Genomic DNA, 20738 nt, shown 5'->3' on the forward strand with positions numbered 1-20738 from the left:
AAGAGGGAGCCTGAGAGCTCCCCTTTTTAATCAATAACATGAGAGCCATGTGAGCAATTCAGACAACACCACCTTCGCCACCAGGATCCTGGACTGGTACCAGATCCACGGCCGCAAGACCCTGCCCTGGCAACAGAACAAGACGCCCTATCGGGTCTGGGTCTCCGAGATCATGCTGCAGCAGACCCAGGTCGCCACCGTGATCCCGTATTATCAACGCTTCATGACTCGCTTCCCCGACGTGCAAGCCCTGGCCCATGCTCCCATCGATGAAGTGCTGCACCACTGGACCGGGCTCGGCTATTACGCCCGCGCCCGCAACCTGCACAAGGCGGCCCAGCAGATCTGCGAGCTGCACGGTGGCCTGTTCCCGGAGCGGCTGGAAGAGGTCATGGCCCTGCCCGGCATAGGCCGCTCCACCGCGGGCGCCGTGCTCTCCCTGTCGCTTGGCCAGCCCCACGCCATTCTGGACGGCAACGTGAAGCGGGTACTCACCCGCTGGCTGGCACTGCCGGGCTGGCCCGGTCAGAAACAGGTGGAGAACGATCTGTGGGAGCTTGCCATCCGCCTCACGCCCAAGCTCGGTGTGGCCCACTACAACCAGGCCATGATGGACATGGGCGCCACCGTCTGCACCCGCAGCAAACCCGCCTGCGAGCGCTGTCCGGTGCAGGCCGATTGCCAGGGGCTGTCGCAGGGCAAGCCCACCGCCTACCCCAACAGCAAGCCCAAGAAGAGCATTCCGGCCCGCACCGGCATCATGCTGCTCATTCGTCACGGCGATGAGCTGTTGCTGGAGAAGCGGCCGCCACAGGGGATCTGGGGCGGGCTCTACTGCTTCCCGCAGGTGGAGTCGCTGTCTGAGGTCAAGGGGCTGATGCAGCAGCTGGGGCTGAGCGGCCACGATTATCGGGAACTGAGCGGATTTCGGCATACATTCAGCCACTTCCACCTCGATATTCAGCCTTTCCTGATTGAAATCGATGCGCCACCGGCCCCCCAGCTCATGGAAGCGGATAACCGACTCTGGTATAACTTACGCCATCCTGCAGAGGTGGGTCTGGCGGCCGCCACGGCCCGCCTGCTCGCCTACCCGGACTTACAACCATAGAGGTCAACATGAGCCGTACTGTATTTTGCCAACGCCTGAAAAAAGAGGGCCCGGGCCTGGATTTCCAACTCTACCCCGGTGAACTCGGCAAGCGGATTTTTGACAACATCAGCAAGGAAGCCTGGACCGAATGGCAGAAAAAACAGGTGATGTTGATCAACGAAAAGAAGCTGAACATGATGAACCTCGAGCATCGTCAGCTGCTGGAAAAAGAGATGGTGAGCTACCTGTTTGAAGCGGGTGAAGTGGCCATAGACGGTTATACCCCTCCCAGCCAATAAGCTGGTAAGTTGTACTTGCAAGCCAGTGACGGCTATACATTTCCCAGTTCACAGCCAATGACCGGCCTATGGACCAATGGGTTGTATTTGCGAGCCAGCGACGGCTGTACATCTTAAGGTTCACTGCCAATGAATGACGGGCGGCTCTGCCGCCCAGCTTGAGGATCCTATGGGCCGAATTTTTTGGCTGCTTTGCACCCTGCTGTTTCTCTCTGCCTGCTCATCCTCCCCCAAGCCCAACGGGAGTGAGGATGACGATCTCGTCAACGGCAAGGACATTCGCGGTTTCGAACACATGATCAGCGCGCTCTCCCATAACGTGAACGAGATATGGGGGCGTGAGGCGCTGTTCGCGGGCAAATTTGACTACGTCAAATACACGGATCAGTACAAGAGCCGGGCTCACATTAACTTCTCCAGCGGCCACATCATGGTGGAGACCGTCTCCGGGGTTGACCCTCGTGCCCACCTGCGCCGCGCCATCATAGAGACCCTGCTGACCCCGGATGATCCGGCTGAAGTGGATCTGTACTCCGACCGTGAAATTCTGCCCGGTGGCGAGCCCTTCCTCTATGGTCAGGTGCTGGACAACCAGGGCCAGCCGATCCGCTTCGACTGGCGTGCCGAGCGTTACGCCGATTACCTGCTCAGCACGGCGATGAAGAAGCGTACCCTGGGGATCCGCACCATTTTCTTCGTCGACATCCCCATGGTGGCCAACCACGAGGACAAACGGGGTTACAAGTATGCCGGCATCATACGGGAAGCCTCCCGTAAGTATGGGGTCGCCGAAAGCCTCATCTACGCGGTGATCAAGACAGAGAGCAGCTTCAACCCCTATGCGGTCAGCCACGCCAATGCCTATGGCCTGATGCAGGTGATCCCGGCTACCGCCGGGCGGGACGTCTACGTGCGGGTCAAGGGCAAAAACGGCCAGCCGACCCGGGAAGATCTGTTCAATCCGGCTTACAACATCGACGTGGGCACCGCCTACCTGCACCTGTTGCAGACCGTCTATCTGGTGAATATCCAGGATCCGCTCTCCCGCCGCTATGCCGTCATCTCGGCCTACAACGGTGGCGCCGGTGGGGTGCTGAACACCTTCTCCAGCGACCGCAAGGCGGCGCCCGGCATGATCAATCAGCTCTCCCCCGAGGCGGTGTACCAGATCCTGACCGAGCAGCATCCCAAGGCGGAGGCCAGACGCTATCTCTACAAGGTCAATCAAGCCGAGAAGGGGTTCAAGCGCACGCTGCCCCGCACCGGCTAAGCAGACCAACAGCAAATGGGCGCCTCCATGGAGGCGCCCTTGTTGCATCTGGCGTACGGCTATCCGGCCTTACTTGACGACAAACCCGCCCTTGCTCTGCGGAGCGGCCCCGACCCTCTCCAGACTCTTCACCTCTACCTCTGTCTTGTTCCAGCTGTGGTCCACTTCACCACGGATGCGGATCAGATCGTCCGGACCCACTTCGGTGCCACGCCACACATCCTGATCCACTTCGACTTCCACCTCGCCACTGGCGTCACGGAACACGTAGTTCTCGCCGCCCAGATGCTTGACCAGCTTGCCTTCCAGGGTGGCCCAGCTGTCATCGGCCAGATCCTTCAACTGAGCGACAGAGACCTTGTTCTGCTCCTGCGGACCTGTATAGGCCGCCATGGCGGAAGAAGAGATGGACATCAGGGTCAACAGACCGATTACGCTCGCCTTGTTCATTTCATGCTCCTGTTATTGGGTACAGGAGCAGTGTGCAAGTCGGGGCGTGAAATAAACGTGAAGGCTCCCCATTTGGGTGAAGGGGATGTGACCGTAATCGACTTAATCAGCCTCGCCTGCTGCGAAATTTAATTTGGCTGGATACCTTACAAAATGGCAAAACAGCTTCCCAGCCCGTTTGCCTATCGAGGAAAAGCCCGCAGGCACCACCTGCTTTCAAATCAATGAGAACAACAATATGAAAAAATGGTTTGTGTGTTTATTGGGACTGGTCGCGCTGACAGTTCAGGCAGCCGACAGCCGTCCCGCCTTTTCCCGGATCGTGATGTTTGGCGACAGCCTCTCCGATACCGGCAAGATGTACCGCAAGATGCTCGGTTTCCTCCCTTCCAGCCCCCCCTACTATGAGGGTCGCTTCTCCAACGGGCCCCTCTGGCTGGAGCAGTTGACCACGCAGTTCCCGGGTCTGACCATAGCCAACGAAGCGGAAGGCGGTGCTACCGCCGTGGCTTACAACAAGATCTCCTGGAACCCCAAGTATCAGGTCATCAACAACCTGGACTACGAGGTCACCCAGTTCCTGGAAAAAGACCGCTTCAAGCCAGACGATCTGGTGATCCTCTGGTTCGGTGCCAACGACTATCTGGCCTATGGCTGGAATACGGAGCAAGATGCCAAGCGGGTACGCGATGCCATCAGCGACGCAGCCAACCGCATGGTGTTAAACGGGGCCAAGCAGATATTGCTTTTCAACCTGCCGGATCTGGGTCAGACCCCGAATGCACGCAGCCAGAAGGTGGTCGACAAGGTCAGCCATATCTCCGCCTATCACAATCAGCTAATGTTGAACCTGACACGCCAGCTGGCCCCCGTCGGGCTGGTGAAGCTGTTCGAGATCGACAAGCAGTTCGCCGAAATGCTGAGTGACCCGCAAAACTTCGGCCTGAGCGACACAGAGAATGCCTGCTATGGCGGAGACTATTTGGGGAAACCCTTTTCTTTGCTCAGTGCCAGCACCGACAGTCGTCTCTCCGCCTTCAACCTGCAGGATCGCCTCGCCATCGCTGGCAACCCGCTGCTGGCACAGGCCGTAGCCAACCCTATGGCTCGCCGCAGCGCCAGCCCCCTCAACTGTGAGGGCAAGATGTTCTTTGATGATGTACACCCGACCAAGGTCGTACACGCCGCCCTGAGCGAACGCGCCGCCACCTTCATCGAGAGCCAGTACGAGTTCCTCGCCCACTGATGACAAGGGGTATCTGACGTTCAGCCGTCATTTCCAGGGTCTTGGCGCCGTGTCTGTGGTGTCTGGATAAAAAAACGGGAGGCCTCTGGCCTCCCGTTTTCATTCATGACCGCCTCAGGCGCCCTTGCGCACCTCTGCCGCAATCTGGTCGAGCAGCTGTTGCCAGCCCAGTCCCAGCTCGCTGACGAGGGAACCGTAGCCATCCTCTGGCAACACCCGCACCTGCTGGAAGGGGACGTCACGCAGGACGGTGCCCTCCTCCGTCAGCAGTCGCCAGCGGCCACTGAGCACGGCGCGCCCGTCATGGCGCCCCTGGAAGCGCTCGACCGAGATGGTCAACACTGACCCCTTGCGGGCACCATCCTGACGCACCACCCAACCCGGCAGCCGGCTGGAGAGACCGTTCAGGGTCAGCTGATCGAGCTGGGCATCGAGGGAACCCGCCCAGCGATGGTACTCGGCGAAGTGCAACTCCTTGCCTTCCAGCTGATAGACCAGGCTCATCCTGTCCAGCTGGCCGGACAGAGAGACCGGCTTCAGCACCAGCTGGTGCAGCGGTTGCGCCGTCATTATGGTCGGCTGCTGCGCCTCGGCATCGAGGGAGTAGTAGTGCAGCGTCGTCGGCGCAGAGCTGCATCCCGCCAACAGGCCCAGCAAGGCCAGGGTCATCATCTGTTTTTTCATCATTGGCCTCGTTTGGGCTCAGGATCACGGGGGCGGGCGCGATCGAAGATCAACGAACTCGGCTGCTCGTTGAGCGAATGCACCAGTGGCTGCAACTCACGCATCAGCTGATTGAGCGACTGTACCGACTGACGCAGATCCTGATTGGTCTGGGAGTTGGCATCGTACTCTTGCAGCGTGCTCTGCAACTGCTTCAGGCTGTCGTTCAGGGACGCCGGCAACTGCTGGGTCGCACTCTGGCCGGTAAACTTGTCCAGATTGGCGCTCACCGCGCTGACGCTCTTGAGGGTCTGCTCCAGGGTGGCCAGGGTATGGTTGACCTGGTTCAAGGTCTTGGCCGTGTCCATGTCGACGAACTTGTCGAGGATCTGGTTCACCTTGCGCTCAATCTGGTCCAGCCCGGCCTGCACGGTCGGGAACACCTGATAACCGGCCAGCTCGGTGGGCTTGAACTTGGGTGCATCCGGATAGAAGTTCAGATCCACCACCTTGCCCCCGGTCAGCAGACTGGAGGTCTTGAGCGTGGCCCGCAGTCCTTCCTTGAACTGCTTGCCGAACAAGGCACGCCACTGCTCCTTCTCCGCGTTGGCATAGCGATGAGAGAGACGCTGCACCTCGATGCGCGCCAGTACCGGGATCTGCCGGTTCTGGAACATCTGTACCCCTTTCTCGTCAATGAGATAGGGGGCCGAGATGACGGTGCCGACCCGAATGCCGCGATACTCTACCGCCGCGCCAGGATGCAGGCCGCCGACGCTGTCCTCGAACAGGAACACATAGTCGATGAACTGATCCAGACTACCGGCCAGCACGCTGGCCTGATCCTGGAACAGGGTAAACTCATCCATCGGCTTGACCGGCTCGCCAGGCGCCCAGCCGGGGGGCAGGCCCATGGTGATGCCACCGTCGAGCAGGCTCTCGAGCGAATCCATCTTCACCTTCATCCCCTCGCTGCTCATGGAGACCTCGAAGCCCGGGGTCATCCAGAAGCGGGAGTTGCCGCTCACCAGCACGTCATAGGGGGCGTTGATGAAGATCTGGTACTGCATTTCGCTCTTTTCAGGCAGGAATCTCGCCTCTTCCACCTGACCTATGGTGAAGCCCTGGTAGTTAATGGGCGAGCCCACCCCGAGTGCACGGGTATCCCGGCTACTCAAGGAGAGCCGCAGCCCCTTGGCGTCCTGAGATGCCAGCGGTGGCTTGTCCAGCATGGCGTACTCGTCCAGCGGCCTGCCCTTCTTGCCGGGGGCCAGCTCGATATAGGCACCGGAGAGCAGGGTGCCAAGACCCGAGACCCCGTCACGGCCGACCCTGGGCTTAACCACCCAGAACTGGCTGTCTTTCTTGAGCATGCCGGCGGCGGCATTGGTCAGGCGAGCCTTCAGCACCGCATGGCTGTAATCCTCGCTAAGCTCCACCGCCTCAATGCGGCCCACTTCCACCTCGCGGGAACGGATCACCGTCTTGCCCGCCACTATGCCTTCGGCGGTGGCCACTGTCAGGGTGAAGCTGGGACCTTGCGAATACCAGTGCTGGAACAACATCCAGATGCCGATGAACAGCGCCAGCAGCGGCACCATCCAGATTGCGGCCGCCGAGCTCAGAAAATCAGAGCCGGGTTTCCACCTTTTCTTACGCTCACTCACGTTCGCGCTCTCCTTGTTGTAAATCCCAGATCAGGCGGGAATCGAAACTCATGGCTGCCACCATAGTAATCAGCACCACACCCGCAAATGCGACGGCCGCAGGGCCCGGATATATGGTCATCAGGTTGTCGAGCCGGATCAGGCCCGCCAGAATGGCCACCACGAAGACGTCGATCATTGACCAGCGTCCCACGAATTCAGTCATGCGATAGAGCTTGAGCTTGCCAAGGGGCGAGGCACCGTGGCCGCGCTGTACCATATAGCAAAGCCACAACAGTGCCATGATTTTCACCAGCGGCACCACCACGCTGGCGATGAAGATCACCGCGGCGATGGGATAGGAGCCCAGGGCCCACAGCAAGACCACGCCGCCAAGGATGGTAGAGGGGCTGTCATCGCCGAGAAATACCGTATCCATAATGGGATAGATGTTGGCGGGCACATAGAGGATCACCGAGGTCAAAAGCAGCGCCCAGGTCCGGCTCAAACCACCCGGCTTGCGGCTGTGCAGCTTGCCGCCGCAGCGCGGACAACTGTGTTCGCCCACCTCGCTCAGGGCGCCGCAGATGTGACAACCCACCAGCCCGGACGCCATGGCAGTGGCCTCGGCATCCAGCTCTCGGGCCCCGGTCGGGCCGAACAGCCGTTGCCACAGCCACATCCGGTCCAGTGACGAGATCGTCTTGATGAGCAACACCGTGTAGCCGACAAAGGCCCAGAACGACAGCCCCATCTTGATGTCTGCCATCCCCATCAGCTTGACCAGCGAGATGAGCACCCCGATCAAGAACACATCCACCATCAGCCAGGGCTTGATCCGGCACAGCAGGCGACCGAGGGAGCGCAGGGCATTGCTGTGCAAGTCCTTGTCGACCCGCCACAGCACCAGCATGATAGAGCCAACGTAGACCAGTGGCAGACCGATCAGGGTCAGGCTCAGCACAGCGCCCAAAAACAGATAGCCCTGATCCACCAGGGTGGTGATGCACTGCAGAAACGTCATCTCCTGCCCTATCCCTTTGGCCGAGAACGACATAAAGGTGAAGGAGTTGGAGAGCACGAACATGATGATGGCCGCAAAGCCGTAAGCAATGGGCCTGCGCTCCTGGTCCGGTAAATGACGGCTCAGGGTATGGCCGCAACGCGGACAGCTGCTCGTCTCCCCGACGGCCAGCGCGGTGGCCGGCACCAGCAGGTCACACTCTTCGCACGCGGTCGCGTCATGGGTATAGGTGGATAGGTGTTGGTTTGAAACCGGATGCAAGATAAAACCCCAGCATGAGGCCCGCCACTGGGCCTGAGCTGCCAATTATTACCGCAGCAGCCCCCTGCCGACCAGCTCTGTCGTTGCCCCATCCGGGATGGGAGTGAGAATGACTTTGACAAGCCAGTGACCATTTAGCACAATCAAACGCCACTTTTTTTCCGCGGGACAATAATTTATGACAACTGAATCCCCAAGCTACTCCACGATCGAGCAAGCCTTCTCCCTCGGGAACGGGCAAGATTCTGCCCTCAACTGGTTGCGCAAGAATCGCAGCCAGGTCGCCATCTTCCTGGTGAGCGGCATCAAGCTGGAGGGGACCATCAGCGGTTTCGACCAGTACAGCGTGCTGTTGACCGATGCCCATGGCAACCAGCAGCTGGTCTACAAGGCCAAGATCTCCACCATCGCCATGCACTCCGGCCGCCCCCAGGTCAGCATACAGCGCGCCCGCAAGCCGCGCGTCTCCATGGCGCCGCGTCCCCATGGCGCCCCCGGTCGTTACGATGACAATCAGGGCGGCGGTAGCAGCGAGCAGTAATATGCTTGCCTGAGTCACTCCCACGCCATTGCTGCGTCAAAGGGTGACCGAGTCCATTCTCATTTATCATGCCTGTCCCGTATGAGAATGGACTCCACTCTTGCTCTGAGTGGCGTCGCCTGTTTCACCTCCCCTCGCTTCAATACTGCAAGTCGACTGGTTTTCCATCCCTGACCATGCAGGTCTGCATGCCCGCCGCCTGACCGGCTTGTACGCCAATTCCCGTATCCTCGAACACCAGACTAGCTGCAGGTTCGATACCCAGCCGATGTGCAACCAGCAGAAACGTATCGGGATGGGGTTTGTGCAGCGCCACATCGTCAGCGGTCACCACCACGGGGAAGTAACGATCCAGCCCGGTATTGCGCAGCACGGCCTCAGCATTGATACGGGGCGAACCTGTGCCTATTCCCATGGGAAGCAGGCCGTGATAGCGCTGTACCAGTGCCAGCATGGCCGGAAAGACGGTGACCTTGTGCAGGTTGGCCACGTAGTGATCCGTCTTGCAACGGGTTACCACCAGCGGATCCAGGGCGATCTGCTGCTGCTCGGCAACCAGCAGGGCGATTTTGCGGCTCGGCATGCCACCTAGCTCATAGAACCAGTCGGCATCGAAGTGAAAGCCAAACTCCCGGGCAGTGTGTGCCCAGGCGGCAAGGTGCAGTGGCATGGAGTCCACCAGGGTGCCATCGAGGTCAAATACCAGGCCTTGAAATCCGGAGAGGGTCATGGTGCGGGATCTGTGTCTGAACATGGGCCCCCATTCTAGCCAGAGCCGCGCCCCGTCGCCATGACCTGGGTGGCGAGAAACGCTTGCCCCCACATTTTTGCCTGAAAAGAGATGAGGTCAGCTTGGCGGGAGCCAGCGGGTAGCTGGGCTGCCAGCTGGGCTCGCAGCGGCCAGTCACCCTGTTCATAGGTTTTCCCCAGCGCAAACAGATAAAAGAGCGGCCCCTCACAGGGCTCAAACACCCGCTTCATATCCTTGGGCTTTGGGCTGCTCGAAGAGTAACGCCCCATCCAATACCAAGCTCACCAAACAACGCCCAGCTGGCGGCGGCCTTGCCGAGCGCAGTCGCGGCGATCAGCTCGCAGCATTGCATCGCGAGAAGAGTCCATTCGGCGGGGTCGGCAAGCGGAGAGTCCATGCCATAGGTAACGGGGGCAAGACGACAATGGAAGAGGGGATAGCAACGTCACACCATGGGCTCACCGATAGGCTAGCGTACACGCCCTCCCCTGGGATTTGGCATGATAGAGCGCCTGATCGGCCTGTTCGGTCAAGCTCTGCCATGTGCAATCCAGCGAGGGAACCAGATAGCTAAAACCTATGCTAACCGTAATGAAATCAGTAACTCGGGAAGCCGGATGAGGGATCTTTAATTCACTGAGCCCTTCGTGAATCCGCTCCGCCAACCGCTCGGCCTCTCCGGGTTGTGGGCCGCACAGCAGGATCACGAACTCCTCCCCGCCATAGCGGGCCACCAGGTTGGTGCGCCGCCGCTCCGCCTCCTGCAGCAAACTGGCCACCTGTTGCAAACATTGATCCCCTTTGGCATGACCGAAGTGATCGTTGTAGGACTTGAAGTCGTCCACGTCGATCATCAGCACCGCCAGCAGGCCCTGGTGACGACGGGCCCACTCCCACTCCCGCTGCATGGTGAGGTCCCAGTGACGACGATTGGCTATGCCGGTCAGGGGATCCTCCAGCGACAGCAGCGACAGTCGCTTGTTGGCCTCCTCCAGCGCCCGGTTGGTCTCCGCCAATTGCATGGTGCGCTCGCTGACCCTCAGCTCCAGCTCCCGATTGAAGCGCTCCAGTGCGGCCTGGGTGCGCTGGCGGATCAACAACTGGGAGAGCATGGCCGCATACTGCTTGAAGATCTCGCTCTGGTACGCCTTGAGCGGCCGCCGCCACAACAGGTTGTCGGCTGCGATCCAGCCGATGGGAGTGGCACCGTCCCACAGTGAAACCATGGCATTCCAGCCACGCCCCACCTCCTGCTTCTCGTAGTAGAGCGGCGCATCTTCCAGCACCAGCACATAGTCCTTGCGGCGCAGGGCCTCCTGCACCGCGGGATGCTCAGGAATGGCGCTGATGAAGTGGCGCTCGTCAATGAGTTCACCCGCTTCGTTGGTGCCCCAGGTGCCGTGCATGGTCTTGAACTCGGCGTCGACCAGGAAGATGGCGATGCGGTCGAACTGCAGATCCTGACGGGCCAGCGCCACCGCATCGTGCAGCAGTTGATGCTCGCTGTCGCAACGGGAAAGTTTGACCCCCACCTGATGCAACGCCTGCAACATGCTGAGGAAAGAGTCTTGCAGCGCCTGGCTGCGGATGAGATCGGCCTGGGTGTGCCTGCGTTGATCCCGCTCCTGATCGATCTGGTTGGCGAGCAACCGGCTCTCCAGCTCGGCGGCCAGATAGTGCATCAGCAGTTGGATGCTCTGCTGCTGGCGTCGGGAGAGGCGATCGAGACGACGGCGGGTCTCCAGATAGACCACGGCCTTCAACCCCTTCTGGCGTTTGAGCGGGAAGCAGGCACGCAGGCGCGGAATTTCGGGTTCGACCGTCTCCCAGACATCGGTCGTCGGGGCTATCTGCTCCACCACCAGCTGGCCCTTGTCGAAGGCCTGTTCGATGAAAATGACGGGGAGTTTGAGGGGGGCAGCAATGTCTGCATTCAGGCAGACCAGCCCCTGATCGAGCTGAAAACTGTAAAGTTGGGACTCGGGAGCCCGCAACCAAAGGTAAATTTGTTCGGCTTCTGTCTTTTCCCTGACCGTTGCCAGCGTCACTTCACAGAGGTGTTCAAAACTGGTGAAGTGCTCTGGATCCCATTCCTGCATACCTGCCATCCTTGGTTGTATCCAAGCGAGTATATCGGCAAACTTTGCCATTAATTGACCAGGCAGTCAAAAGCGCGATCCAGAGCCCAATTTTTATAACAGATTCAATGCCTGCATCGCACTGCGGATGCGTTCACGGGTCGCCTCGGACAGCGGCATCACCGGCAGGCGGCACTCCTCACTGCAGAAACCGAGCAGGGAAACCGCATATTTGGCACCGGCCGGGCTCAGCTCGGCAAACATCGCCTGATGGAGCGGTATGAGCTGGTCTTGCAGTTCACGCGCGGCTTGCCACTTGCCAGCCAGCGTCAGGTTCTGCACCTCTGCCACCAGCTTGGGAGCCACGTTGGCAGTTACCGAGATACAACCCTGGCCACCACCAATGTTGTAGGCCACGGCGGTGGCATCTTCACCGGAGAGCCAGGCAAACGGCGTTTTGATCAGCTGGCGCTCGGTCCAGGGGCGGGCCAGGTCGCCGGTGGCATCCTTCACGCCAGCGATACGCGGCAGTTCGGCCAAGCGGGCCAGGGTAGCCGGTTGCACATCAACGATGGCGCGCGGCGGAATGTTGTAAACGATGATGGGCTTGGTCGTCGCGTCGTGCACCGCCTTGAAGTGGTGATAGAGCCCCTCCTGATTGGGGCGGTTGTAGTAACCGGCCACATGCAGGGTTGCATCGGCCCCCGCCTGCTCGGCGTGGCGGGTGTACTCAATGGCTTCGACCGGGTTGTTGGAACCAGCGCCGGCAATCACCGGGATGCGCCCTGCCACCTGCTTGACCACCAGCTCGACCACCCGGCAGTGCTCGTCATGAGTCAGGGTCGGACTCTCGCCCGTGGTGCCCACAGGTACAATGCCGTGGGTACCCTGCTCGATGTGCCACTCTACCAGACGCAGCAGCGCCTCTTCATCCAGCTTGCCCTGTCGAAACGGGGTGATCAACGCAACGATTGAACCTTGAAACATGGGCTTTCCTTCTCCTAAATAACGCGCATATGGCAATAAAAAACCCCGGTACGATGCGCGCAACCGGGGTTTTAAGTTTCTCAGCGATGAGAGGTTACGCGCGAACGTCGGCAGGCCCGAATATCAGGCTTTTTTTGTGCTTTCGTTTCAACCCGTTGAACCGCATTTCATCATCTCTGGTCAAAAAATGGTGTCTGGGCATATTTCGGGAACACGGCATAAATGTCAAGGCGAAAGGGGCTATGTATAATGGCCGCCCAAAATTGAGCGGAGAGACCCGATGAGCAGCCCTATCAGTGCCGTCAGCCAGATGCTGGAACGAAACCAAGCCCTCTTTGTCGGCAAGCGGCTACTTGTCTGTGGCGCGCTGGAGGATGACTATCCGCGCCAGCTGGCCGCTCTGGCCCAGACCCTGACCGTCTTTACCACCGATTACTGCTACTACCGCAGCCAGCAGGCGGCCCTGGGCGAAGGGATCCTGTTCGACCACCAGCTCGGTGGTGCCCCCCGCTTCGACGCCCTGCTGCTGCTGATGCCAAAGGCCAAAGCCGAGGCGCAATATCTGCTGGCCATGATGACTCCCCTGCTGGAAGCCGGCGCCGACCTGTTCCTGGCTGGTGAAAACCGCAGTGGCATCAATGGCGCCGACAAGCTGCTGGCCCCCTATGGCGAGAAGCCGATCAAGCGTGATTCGGCGCGCCGCTGCTCCCTCTACCACGGCGAGCTCTGCAAGCCGGTCGCCCCGTTCGAACTGGAAAGCTGGTTTGGCCGCTACCAGTGCAAGGCGGGTGACACCGAACTGACCGTGCTGGCGCTGCCCGGGGTATTCAGCGCCGCCGAGCTGGATCTCGGCACCCAGATGCTGCTGGCGGCGGTGCCACCGATGCAGGGCGAGCTGCTCGATTTCGGCTGTGGCGCAGGGGTGATTGGTTCAGTGCTGGCCAAGCGCAATCCTGACCTCAAGGTCAACATGGTGGATATCAGCGCGCTGGCGCTCGAATCGAGCCGCCGCACCCTGGCGATCAATGGTCTGCAGGGCAAGGTGTATCCCTCTGATGTCTATTCGGATGTCTCCACCCCTTTCCAGCACATCGTCTCCAATCCACCATTCCATGCGGGTCTCAAGACCTTCTATGCCGCGACCGAAACCTTCCTCGCCAGGGCACCGGAGTTTTTGCTGCCAAATGGCTCGCTGACCATTGTTGCCAACGCCTTCTTGCGCTACCAGCCTATACTGGAAACACATTTCAAACGGGTGGACGTGATCAGCAGTGATGCCAAATTCAAGGTCTATCTGAGCAAAGTGTAAATAAGTCTAAGCAGCACAATCAAACCGCTAGAGAGCGCCATCCGGTATCTGATAAGGTACTAATAGCACGATAAAAAACACCCCTTTAGGGGTGTTTTTTATACCTAGCATTGAAAACCTTTTCATCTTGTTCATTCAGGGAGAGAAATACGATGGCAGGCATCTTGACCATGATCCTGGCTGGTGGCGAAGGTACTCGCCTGCAGCCTTTGACCACCACCCGCAGCAAGCCTTCCGTCCCCTTCGGTGGCAGCTACAGGCTGATCGACTTTGTCCTCAATAACTTCGTCAACGCAGACTTTCTGCGCATCTACGTGCTGACCCAATTCAAATCCCAGTCCCTCTATCTGCACATGAAGAAGGGCTGGAATATCGTCGGGATCACCGACCGCTTCATCGACCCCATCCCGGCCCAGATGCGGATGGGCAAACGCTGGTATGACGGCACCGCAGACGCCATCTACCAGAACCTCGGCTTTATCGAGCGGGCCGAACCGGATCACGTCTGCATCTTTGGCTCCGACCACATCTACAAAATGGATGTGAGCCAGATGGTGACCTTCCACAAGCAGAAGAGTGCCGCCATGACAGTCGCCGCCCTGCGCATGCCCATCGAAGAGGCGAGCGCATTCGGGGTGATCGAGGTGGATACCGAAGGGAAGATGATCGGCTTTCAGGAAAAGCCCAAGCACCCCAAACACATCCCCGGCGATCCAACCCAGGCGCTGGTCTCAATGGGCAACTACATCTTCGAGACCGATGCCCTCTGCCGCGAGCTGAAGCGGGATGCTGCCGAGGAGAACTCCAGCCACGACTTTGGCAAGGATGTGATCCCGAGCCTCTACCCGCGCGCTCCCGTCTATGTCTATGACTACAGCACCAACGTCATCCCAGGCGAAAGACCGAGCGTCTACTGGCGGGATGTGGGCACCCTTGACTCCTACTGGCAAGCGCACATGGATTTGGTGGCCGACAACCCTCCCTTCTCCCTCTATAACCGCAAGTGGCCGCTGCACACCCACTATCCGGCACTGCCGCCTGCCACCTTCATCGACAGCGACGAGTGCAAAGTGAAGATCGCCAACTCCCTCATCTCCGCCGGTTGCTTCATTCAGGGCAGCCAGATCCAGCGTTCCATCCTCGGTTTCCGTTGCAATATCGGCGCTTGCAGCCATGTCAGTGAGTCCGTGCTGCTGGGGGATGTGAAGATTGGTGAAGGCTGCTCCATCCGGCGCGCGATCATAGATAAAAATGTTGAAATTGCGCCCGGCACCGTTATCGGTGAAAATCTGGACCACGATCGAGAGCGATTTACCGTATCCGAAGGCGGTATCGTGGTGGTACCTAAGGGAGCAAGAGTTGGCTATTAACCCACTGAAAATCCTGTTTGTTGCCTCGGAAGTTGAGGGGCTGGCCAAGACCGGAGGTCTGGCAGACGTCGCCAGAGCCCTGCCGATGTACCTGGCCCAGAAGGGACATGATGTCAGGATCATGCTGCCCTTCTACAAGACGATAAAGCGACGGGATGAGGCCAGACTGGTCGCTTCACACTGGTTGCCAACCCATCCAGGGCTGCCAGACATCGGTTATCGCATCTACCAGATGGCACTGGATAGCGTCTGCGTCTACCTGCTCGACTGCCCGCAATATTTCGATCGTCCCCAGCTCTACGCCGAGAACAATCAGGCCTATCCGGATAATGGCGAACGTTTTGCCTTCTTCTCGGCCGCGGCCCTCCATGCCTGCGAGCAGCTCGGCTTTGCCCCGGATATCGCCCACTGCAACGACTGGCATACCGGCCTGCTGCCGCTGCTGCTGAAAACCCGCCATGCCCACAACCCCTTCTTCCAGCAGACCCGCAGTGTGATCAGCATTCACAACGCGGCGTTTCAGGGGGTGTTCGGCCGCGAGCAGTTCTGGGCCATGCCCGAGATCGCGGATTACGAACACCGCCTCAACTATGACTACGGCCACGTCAACCTGCTCAAATGCGGGGTGCTCTACGCCGACAAAATCAATGCGGTCAGCCCCAACTATGCCCAGGAGCTGCTGACTCACCTTGGCGCCCACGGCATGGCGCATATCTTCCAGCAGCGGGCCGCCGATCTCTGCGGCATCCTAAACGGTTGCGACTACAAGGACTGGGATCCGGAGTTCGACGAGTTCCTGCCTGCGACCTATAGCATCGACAACATGGCAGGCAAGCAGATTTGCAAAGAGCACCTGCAAGAGGAAGCCGGGCTTGCCGTTGCGGATCTGCCCATCTACGGCATGGTTTGTCGCCTGACCGAGCAGAAGGGCGTCCCCCTGCTGCTCCCTGCACTGGAGAAATTCCTCCACCATCAGGTGCAAGTGGTGATCGTCGGCTCTGGCGATCCTGCGCTCGCCACACAACTGCAAACCATGGCCCAGCAGTATCCGGGCAAACTCGCTTTCATCAACACCTATGACGATCGTCTGGCCCATCTGGTCGAAGCCGGTGCCGACTTCTTCCTGATGCCCTCGCTGTTCGAGCCTTGCGGCCTCAACCAGATGTACAGCCTCGCCTATGGCACCCTGCCACTGGTGCGTGCAGTGGGAGGTCTGAAAGATACCGTGGTGGATTGGGATGCCGATCCCGAGCATACCACCGGCTTCTGCTTCAACGATCCGACGGCCTCCATCCTGCTCGATACGATGCGCCGCAGTCTGCTCTACTTCCTGCAGGACAAAGAGCGCTTGGCCAGGGTGCAGCACAACGCCATGAGCACCCGCTTCAACTGGCCTGATTCGGTCACCCAGTACGAGCTGATGTATCAGAGTGCATTGGGCCGTTACTGAGCCGTAAACGTCGGCTAATTGCTGAAGTTTTGTCCCCTTGGTTTCACCTTGGACGTCAACAGCGAAAAAAGTCCCCTTTGGCTGTTGACGCTCCCCCAAAACTCTATAGAATCCCCCTCCGCAGTGATGCGAAGGTGGCGGAATTGGTAGACGCGCTAGCTTCAGGTGTTAGTGTCCCACGGATGTGAGGGTTCGAGTCCCTCTCTTCGCACCAATACTGCCATGCTGATTCAGCAGCATGTAAATCCAACTAGAAAACCCGAATGTGCGAAGGTGGCGGAATTGGTAGACGCGCTAGCTTCAGGTGTTAGTGCCCCCCGGGTGTGAGGGTTCGAGTCCCTCTCTTCGCACCATGCTTCTCCAGACAGCATGTAAATCAAAACTGGTAACACAATGTGCGAAGGTGGCGGAATTGGTAGACGCGCTAGCTTCAGGTGTTAGTGTCCCACGGATGTGAGGGTTCGAGTCCCTCTCTTCGCACCATGCTTCTCCAGACAGCATGTAAATCAAAACTGGTAACACAATGTGCGAAGGTGGCGGAATTGGTAGACGCGCTAGCTTCAGGTGTTAGTGCCCCCCGGGTGTGAGGGTTCGAGTCCCTCTCTTCGCACCATGACTCTGACATGTAAAAACAGAGCAATGCGCTCCAACCGCATTTAAAAACCAGCTGGAGAAAATCAGTGTGCGAAGGTGGCGGAATTGGTAGACGCGCTAGCTTCAGGTGTTAGTGTCCCACGGATGTGAGGGTTCGAGTCCCTCTCTTCGCACCATTCATTACATAAAAGGCCCATCACGCAAGTGATGGGCCTTTTGTTTTCACTCCTTGTTATGACTATGCTTTTGACGACTTACCGCCCATCGTCATGCCAAGGAACGCATATGCTACCGGATACCGATATTCACAACTTTTACGAACATCTGGTGCTCAAGGAGATTGAGCAACAGGGACTGCAACAGACGCTCACCAGCGACCAGATGGCCGATCTCTGCTGTCTCACCCTCAACCAGCTCCCGGCCCACTATATTCGCCACAGTGTCGATATGCTCTACTTCCTGACCGATGCCAAGCGCACCGAAATGGAGAGGCTGGTTGTCGACTCACTCACACTGGCACAGCAAAAGATCAAGCAGGATCCCGTCAAAACCTCATAACCAAGGCTGCTGCCAGAGCAAAGTGACAATACCGGTCAGCCCTGCCACTGGCAGCAGGATCAAGGCTGGCCTCAATCTGGGTTCAAGCATGACCCAGGCGGCCAGCACAAAGCCAAGACTCCAGATGCCGTACTCCTTATCCTGACCCCAGCCCAGCACAGCCAGCAGCCCGCCCAACAGCATGACTCTCACAATCCAGATCATGGTGATGCCTCCCCTACCAATCAATAACAATTATCATTTGTATTTTAGGCGTATGCAATCGGACTTTTCTATCAGATTCAAATGTCCATCGGGGCAAACAGAGCACTCAAAAACGGGTTATGAGATCAACTAATTGGTAAGTTTTCCAATCAAAAGTGCATTTTTGCTAAATCTGTTGGGATTCTCCCCCCCAGGTTTGTGGTAGATTGCGGCCTCTTTTTGGGTTGGCCCCTCGGGATACGTGTATCCACAGGACGAGAGGGACTGACCTTGGCGAGCAAGAGTTTAGGAAGTATCTATGCAAAACCAACAAAACCACATCCGACTACCGAACATGGCGCAGGTGTTTGCCTGTCTGGCCATTTTCCTGGCACTGGCATTTTCGTTCACCAGCGTGCTCGATTTGCCCATCCAACTGGCGCTGTTCATCGCCTGGTTCATCATCATGGGGCTCGGCATCAAGCTTGGCCACGATTACAAATCTCTGGAGCAGGCGGCCGTTGACGGCGTAGCCAAGGGGATGGGGGCCATCCTTATCCTGGTCTCCGTCGGTGCGCTGGTTGGCACCTGGATTGCTGGCGGCATAGTGCCCAGCATCATCTACTTCGGCCTCAAGGTGATCCACCCGTCCATCTTCCTGCTGGCAACCCTGATCATCTGCTCCCTGACCTCACTGGCCACTGGCACCTCATGGGGATCTGCCGCCACGGCCGGTATTGCCATGATGGGGATCGGCCACAGTCTCGGCGTGCCTGCGCCGCTGGTGGCAGGTGCCGTACTCTCCGGCGTCTACTTCGGTGACAAGCTCTCTCCGCTCTCCGACTCCGTGGTGCTGGCCTCGACCATGTCCAACGTCGACGTGGTGGAGCACATCAAAGGGATGCTGCCCATCAGCCTGCTCTCTTATGTCATCACCGCCGTGCTGTTCACCGTGGTGGGCATGCAATATTCAGGCAATGTCAGTCTGGAGCAGGTCAATCTGGTAATGGAGGCGCTCGACAACCAGTTCAACATCACCCCGCTGGCCATAGTCCCCGTGGTGCTGGTGCTGGGCCTGCTGGCCAACCGCAAACCCGCCTTCCCGGTGATCAGCTTCGGCGCCCTGCTGGGCCTGATCTGGGCCATCGCATTTCAGGACATGGATCCGGTCAAGGCGATGCACTCCGCCTACAGCCCGTTTGCCATCAGCTCTGGCATCGACTTTATCGACAACATTCTCGGTCGCGGCGGCATGGAGTCCATGCTGGGCTCGGTCGCAGTCATCATCTTCGGCCTGGGCTTTGGTGGCCTGCTGGAGAAGGTCGGTATTCTCTCCGTCATTGCCAGTGCCTTCGAAAAACGCATCAACAGTGTCGGCAGCCTGACCAGCCACACCATTGGTACCGCTTTTCTGGCCAACGTGTTCGGCTCGGCCATGTATGTATCACTGATCCTGACCCCCAAGATCATGGCCAAGAACTACGACCGGCTGGGACTGGCACGCAAGAACCTCTCCCGCAACGCCGAGTTCGGCGGCACCCTCACCTGCGGCATGGTGCCCTGGAGCGACAACGGCATCTTCATGGCCGGGGTGCTCGGAGTCGCCACCCTCGACTACCTGCCCTACATGTGGCTCAGCTTCACCTGCATCATAGTGACCGTCACCCTCGCCTACATGGGCAAAGGGGTGAACCGGGTTCCGCTGGTGGCCGCAGCCAGCTCTCGCTAATCGTTGCGAGATCAATGACAAAGGCGCCATCACGGCGCCTTTTGTTTGAGCGGGATTCGAGGTTAAGCTGACAGCCACCCCAGTCGCGAGTGGCCCGATGAACTTTACCTTTCGCCAGATCCGTTATTTTGTGGCTGTGGCTGACAGCTTTTGAGTGAGCCGCGCCGCCGCCGAGCTGGGCAGCGAGATCTTCCCGCCCGGCGTCATCTGCCAGCGGGCCGAAAGCGTGGGGCGCCGTTGGTGGCGTACTCGCTGGTACGCATGGTATCGCTCACCGGCGATATCGCCACCGGCCAGAAGATCCTGCATAGCGCCGCTCGCACCATGAAGCGCACCCAGCTTGAGCTGGGGGTGACCATCTTCGACGATGCGGACCTGGAGGCGGTGGTGGCGGGTATTCGCACCTTCGCCTTCTACAACACCGGCCAGGATTGCACCGCCGCCAGCCGTACCTATGCCCAGGGCAAGATCTACGACAAGTTTGTCGGCGGCATGAAGATCTCGGGCTACGGCAAGGATCTCTCCCTCTATGCGCTGGAGGACTGCACGTTGCCGCGCCATATTATGGTCAAGCTCTGACAAGGGATTGCTCGCCGCGCCAAAAAGCAGAAGGCCCCGCAATGCGGGGCCTTCTTTCTGAACACTCTGTATGTTCACGCCACTGTGGCGGAACATGACCGAGCCCTTTGCCAGCGACTGCCGGTCTGGCCTGTGGCCATCGTTCTCTGCTTGCGTGTACGGCTTAGCGCTGCTTGCCGCTGCCGATACCAAACGGGATGCGGTAATCACTGCTCTGCTCACCCAAGGTGACGGTCAGGTTGCCCTGAGCGCGGCTTGGAATACGAACCTGCTGGGTCCCCACCAGATTGGCGTGGGCGGAGGCAACGACATCGCCAGACTCGTCACGCACTTCCAGCATGGGGTTAGCCTTGCCATCCGCGGCAGCGCTCGCATGCCAATTGACAAACAGCACGCCCGGCGTGGCGTTGAGGTCAGCGGGGACAGAAGCCTGGGCGACACCGGCTGTCATCAGGCCTGCAACGGCCAGCATCTTGATTACGTTTTTCATGTTCATTCACTCTCTTGGTTTTTATGTCATTGCCAAGGCCGGTTCGGCCTGAATCAATGCATCCATGCAAGAGGTTATTCAAATAGAATGTTGTTCTTTCACTGACATCCGACACCTTGTTTGATGGTGCCACAGCCTGGAACGACCTGTTATTTGGCCGCTTGGCG

Annotated in this window: 20 protein-coding genes, 5 tRNA genes and 1 pseudogene; 16 read left to right on the forward strand and 10 right to left on the reverse strand. The window is 58.9% G+C overall.

Annotated features, from left to right (window positions below):
- Positions 1-49: 49 nt before the first annotated feature.
- The 3 genes from mutY to mltC all read left to right on the forward strand — a co-directional run bounded on the left by mutY (position 50) and on the right by mltC (position 2662).
- Positions 50-1111, forward strand: coding sequence for an A/G-specific adenine glycosylase (gene mutY, locus WJM78_RS18250; protein WP_339010888.1), 1062 nt, complete (start codon positions 50-52; stop codon positions 1109-1111).
- 8 nt (positions 1112-1119) lie between these two features.
- Complete coding sequence (locus WJM78_RS18255; RefSeq protein WP_005313967.1) at positions 1120-1392, forward strand: oxidative damage protection protein; 273 nt, start codon at positions 1120-1122, stop codon at positions 1390-1392.
- A 169-nt stretch (positions 1393-1561) separates the two neighbouring features.
- Complete coding sequence (gene mltC / locus WJM78_RS18260) at positions 1562-2662, forward strand: membrane-bound lytic murein transglycosylase MltC (protein ID WP_042035601.1); 1101 nt, start codon at positions 1562-1564, stop codon at positions 2660-2662.
- A 69-nt stretch (positions 2663-2731) separates the two neighbouring features.
- On the opposite strand, the gene WJM78_RS18265 is transcribed toward mltC, so the two are convergent.
- Positions 2732-3112: a NirD/YgiW/YdeI family stress tolerance protein gene (locus tag WJM78_RS18265; RefSeq protein ID WP_339010889.1), complete on the reverse strand. Its 381-nt coding sequence runs from the start codon at positions 3110-3112 to the stop codon at positions 2732-2734.
- A gap of 238 nt (positions 3113-3350) precedes the next feature.
- Between WJM78_RS18265 and WJM78_RS18270 the strand changes: the two genes are divergently transcribed.
- Positions 3351-4358 (forward strand): SGNH/GDSL hydrolase family protein, encoded by a 1008-nt coding sequence (locus WJM78_RS18270; protein WP_108535489.1) that lies wholly within the window; start codon positions 3351-3353, stop codon positions 4356-4358.
- A gap of 114 nt (positions 4359-4472) precedes the next feature.
- On the opposite strand, the gene WJM78_RS18275 is transcribed toward WJM78_RS18270, so the two are convergent.
- From WJM78_RS18275 to WJM78_RS18285, 3 genes are read right to left on the reverse strand one after another with little or no spacing between them, the layout of a single operon-like run.
- Positions 4473-5042 (reverse strand): PqiC family protein, encoded by a 570-nt coding sequence (locus WJM78_RS18275; RefSeq protein ID WP_287146153.1) that lies wholly within the window; start codon positions 5040-5042, stop codon positions 4473-4475.
- Positions 5042-6688, reverse strand: coding sequence for an intermembrane transport protein PqiB (pqiB, locus tag WJM78_RS18280; RefSeq protein WP_042035590.1), 1647 nt, complete (start codon positions 6686-6688; stop codon positions 5042-5044). The genes WJM78_RS18275 and pqiB overlap by 1 nt, the downstream gene beginning before the upstream one ends.
- A complete protein-coding gene (locus tag WJM78_RS18285; RefSeq protein WP_287146138.1) occupies positions 6681-7952 on the reverse strand; it encodes a paraquat-inducible protein A in 1272 nt (423 codons plus the stop codon). The genes pqiB and WJM78_RS18285 overlap by 8 nt, the downstream gene beginning before the upstream one ends.
- 178 nt (positions 7953-8130) lie before the next feature.
- Here WJM78_RS18285 and hfq point away from each other — a divergent pair, with 178 nt between their 5' ends.
- Positions 8131-8493, forward strand: coding sequence for an RNA chaperone Hfq (gene hfq / locus WJM78_RS18290; RefSeq protein WP_011707507.1), 363 nt, complete (start codon positions 8131-8133; stop codon positions 8491-8493).
- Between the two features lie 139 nt (positions 8494-8632).
- Here the strand turns inward: hfq and WJM78_RS18295 are convergent, their stop codons facing one another.
- The 4 genes from WJM78_RS18295 to dapA form a co-directional block, all read right to left on the reverse strand.
- Entirely contained in the window at positions 8633-9223 is a 591-nt protein-coding gene (locus tag WJM78_RS18295) for a beta-phosphoglucomutase family hydrolase (protein WP_339015918.1), read from the reverse strand.
- Between the two features lie 35 nt (positions 9224-9258).
- Positions 9259-9465: a hypothetical protein gene (locus tag WJM78_RS18300; protein WP_339010890.1), complete on the reverse strand. Its 207-nt coding sequence runs from the start codon at positions 9463-9465 to the stop codon at positions 9259-9261.
- Between the two features lie 237 nt (positions 9466-9702).
- Positions 9703-11343, reverse strand: coding sequence for a GGDEF domain-containing protein (locus WJM78_RS18305; RefSeq protein WP_339010891.1), 1641 nt, complete (start codon positions 11341-11343; stop codon positions 9703-9705).
- A gap of 93 nt (positions 11344-11436) precedes the next feature.
- On the reverse strand, positions 11437-12309 hold the full coding sequence (dapA, locus tag WJM78_RS18310) for a 4-hydroxy-tetrahydrodipicolinate synthase (RefSeq protein WP_339010892.1): 873 nt from the start codon (positions 12307-12309) through the stop codon (positions 11437-11439).
- Positions 12310-12589: 280 nt separating this feature from the next.
- Here dapA and rsmC point away from each other — a divergent pair, with 280 nt between their 5' ends.
- The 9 genes from rsmC to WJM78_RS18355 all read left to right on the forward strand — a co-directional run bounded on the left by rsmC (position 12590) and on the right by WJM78_RS18355 (position 17590).
- Complete coding sequence (gene rsmC, locus WJM78_RS18315; protein WP_339010893.1) at positions 12590-13618, forward strand: 16S rRNA (guanine(1207)-N(2))-methyltransferase RsmC; 1029 nt, start codon at positions 12590-12592, stop codon at positions 13616-13618.
- 152 nt (positions 13619-13770) lie between these two features.
- The gene (gene glgC, locus WJM78_RS18320) at positions 13771-14988 is read left to right on the forward strand and encodes a glucose-1-phosphate adenylyltransferase (RefSeq protein WP_339010894.1); all 1218 of its coding nucleotides are present in this window, start codon (positions 13771-13773) and stop codon (positions 14986-14988) included.
- Positions 14978-16438: a glycogen synthase GlgA gene (gene glgA / locus WJM78_RS18325; RefSeq protein ID WP_339010895.1), complete on the forward strand. Its 1461-nt coding sequence runs from the start codon at positions 14978-14980 to the stop codon at positions 16436-16438. Before glgC ends, glgA begins: the two co-directional genes overlap by 11 nt.
- Before the next feature lie 128 nt (positions 16439-16566).
- Positions 16567-16652: transfer RNA gene (locus tag WJM78_RS18330), tRNA-Leu, on the forward strand.
- Between the two features lie 53 nt (positions 16653-16705).
- Positions 16706-16791: transfer RNA gene (locus WJM78_RS18335), tRNA-Leu, on the forward strand.
- 44 nt (positions 16792-16835) lie between these two features.
- Positions 16836-16921, forward strand: a tRNA-Leu gene (locus WJM78_RS18340).
- A gap of 44 nt (positions 16922-16965) precedes the next feature.
- Positions 16966-17051 (forward strand) — tRNA-Leu (locus WJM78_RS18345).
- Between the two features lie 71 nt (positions 17052-17122).
- A tRNA-Leu gene (locus WJM78_RS18350) sits at positions 17123-17208 on the forward strand.
- 109 nt (positions 17209-17317) lie between these two features.
- Positions 17318-17590, forward strand: coding sequence for a late competence development ComFB family protein (locus WJM78_RS18355; RefSeq protein ID WP_181364681.1), 273 nt, complete (start codon positions 17318-17320; stop codon positions 17588-17590).
- On the opposite strand, the gene WJM78_RS18360 is transcribed toward WJM78_RS18355, so the two are convergent.
- On the reverse strand, positions 17585-17794 hold the full coding sequence (locus WJM78_RS18360; protein WP_108536209.1) for a hypothetical protein: 210 nt from the start codon (positions 17792-17794) through the stop codon (positions 17585-17587). The genes WJM78_RS18355 and WJM78_RS18360 overlap by 6 nt on opposite strands.
- A 298-nt stretch (positions 17795-18092) precedes the next feature.
- Here WJM78_RS18360 and nhaC point away from each other — a divergent pair, with 298 nt between their 5' ends.
- Positions 18093-19502 carry a Na+/H+ antiporter NhaC gene (gene nhaC, locus WJM78_RS18365; protein WP_042038947.1) on the forward strand — a complete coding sequence of 470 codons (1410 nt, stop codon included), beginning with the start codon at positions 18093-18095 and terminating at the stop codon, positions 19500-19502.
- Positions 19503-19671: 169 nt separating this feature from the next.
- A pseudogene (locus WJM78_RS18370) lies at positions 19672-19997 on the forward strand (aldehyde dehydrogenase family protein); the annotation flags it as partial.
- A gap of 247 nt (positions 19998-20244) precedes the next feature.
- Here the strand turns inward: WJM78_RS18370 and WJM78_RS18375 are convergent.
- Positions 20245-20577 (reverse strand): hypothetical protein, encoded by a 333-nt coding sequence (locus WJM78_RS18375; RefSeq protein WP_042038950.1) that lies wholly within the window; start codon positions 20575-20577, stop codon positions 20245-20247.
- Positions 20578-20738: the final 161 nt, after the last annotated feature.

It is taken from the genome of Aeromonas popoffii (assembly GCF_037818705.1).
GTDB classification, from domain to species: domain Bacteria; phylum Pseudomonadota; class Gammaproteobacteria; order Enterobacterales; family Aeromonadaceae; genus Aeromonas; species Aeromonas popoffii.

Bases quoted from the DNA above. Each gene is read 5' to 3' on its own strand.
- WJM78_RS18255 (WP_005313967.1), top strand. From the start codon at position 1,120: ATGAGCCGTACTGTATTTTGCCAACGCCTGAAAAAAGAGGGCCCGGGC.
- mltC (WP_042035601.1), top strand. From the start codon at position 1,562: ATGGGCCGAATTTTTTGGCTGCTTTGCACCCTGCTGTTTCTCTCTGCC.
- WJM78_RS18265 (WP_339010889.1), bottom strand. From the start codon at position 3,112: ATGAACAAGGCGAGCGTAATCGGTCTGTTGACCCTGATGTCCATCTCT.
- WJM78_RS18270 (WP_108535489.1), top strand. From the start codon at position 3,351: ATGAAAAAATGGTTTGTGTGTTTATTGGGACTGGTCGCGCTGACAGTT.
- WJM78_RS18275 (WP_287146153.1), bottom strand. From the start codon at position 5,042: ATGAAAAAACAGATGATGACCCTGGCCTTGCTGGGCCTGTTGGCGGGA.
- hfq (WP_011707507.1), top strand. From the start codon at position 8,131: ATGACAACTGAATCCCCAAGCTACTCCACGATCGAGCAAGCCTTCTCC.
- WJM78_RS18295 (WP_339015918.1), bottom strand. From the start codon at position 9,223: ATGACCCTCTCCGGATTTCAAGGCCTGGTATTTGACCTCGATGGCACC.
- WJM78_RS18305 (WP_339010891.1), bottom strand. From the start codon at position 11,343: ATGCAGGAATGGGATCCAGAGCACTTCACCAGTTTTGAACACCTCTGT.
- dapA (WP_339010892.1), bottom strand. From the start codon at position 12,309: ATGTTTCAAGGTTCAATCGTTGCGTTGATCACCCCGTTTCGACAGGGC.
- rsmC (WP_339010893.1), top strand. From the start codon at position 12,590: ATGAGCAGCCCTATCAGTGCCGTCAGCCAGATGCTGGAACGAAACCAA.
- glgC (WP_339010894.1), top strand. From the start codon at position 13,771: ATGGCAGGCATCTTGACCATGATCCTGGCTGGTGGCGAAGGTACTCGC.
- WJM78_RS18355 (WP_181364681.1), top strand. From the start codon at position 17,318: ATGCTACCGGATACCGATATTCACAACTTTTACGAACATCTGGTGCTC.
- WJM78_RS18360 (WP_108536209.1), bottom strand. From the start codon at position 17,794: ATGATCTGGATTGTGAGAGTCATGCTGTTGGGCGGGCTGCTGGCTGTG.
- nhaC (WP_042038947.1), top strand. From the start codon at position 18,093: ATGCAAAACCAACAAAACCACATCCGACTACCGAACATGGCGCAGGTG.
- WJM78_RS18375 (WP_042038950.1), bottom strand. From the start codon at position 20,577: ATGAACATGAAAAACGTAATCAAGATGCTGGCCGTTGCAGGCCTGATG.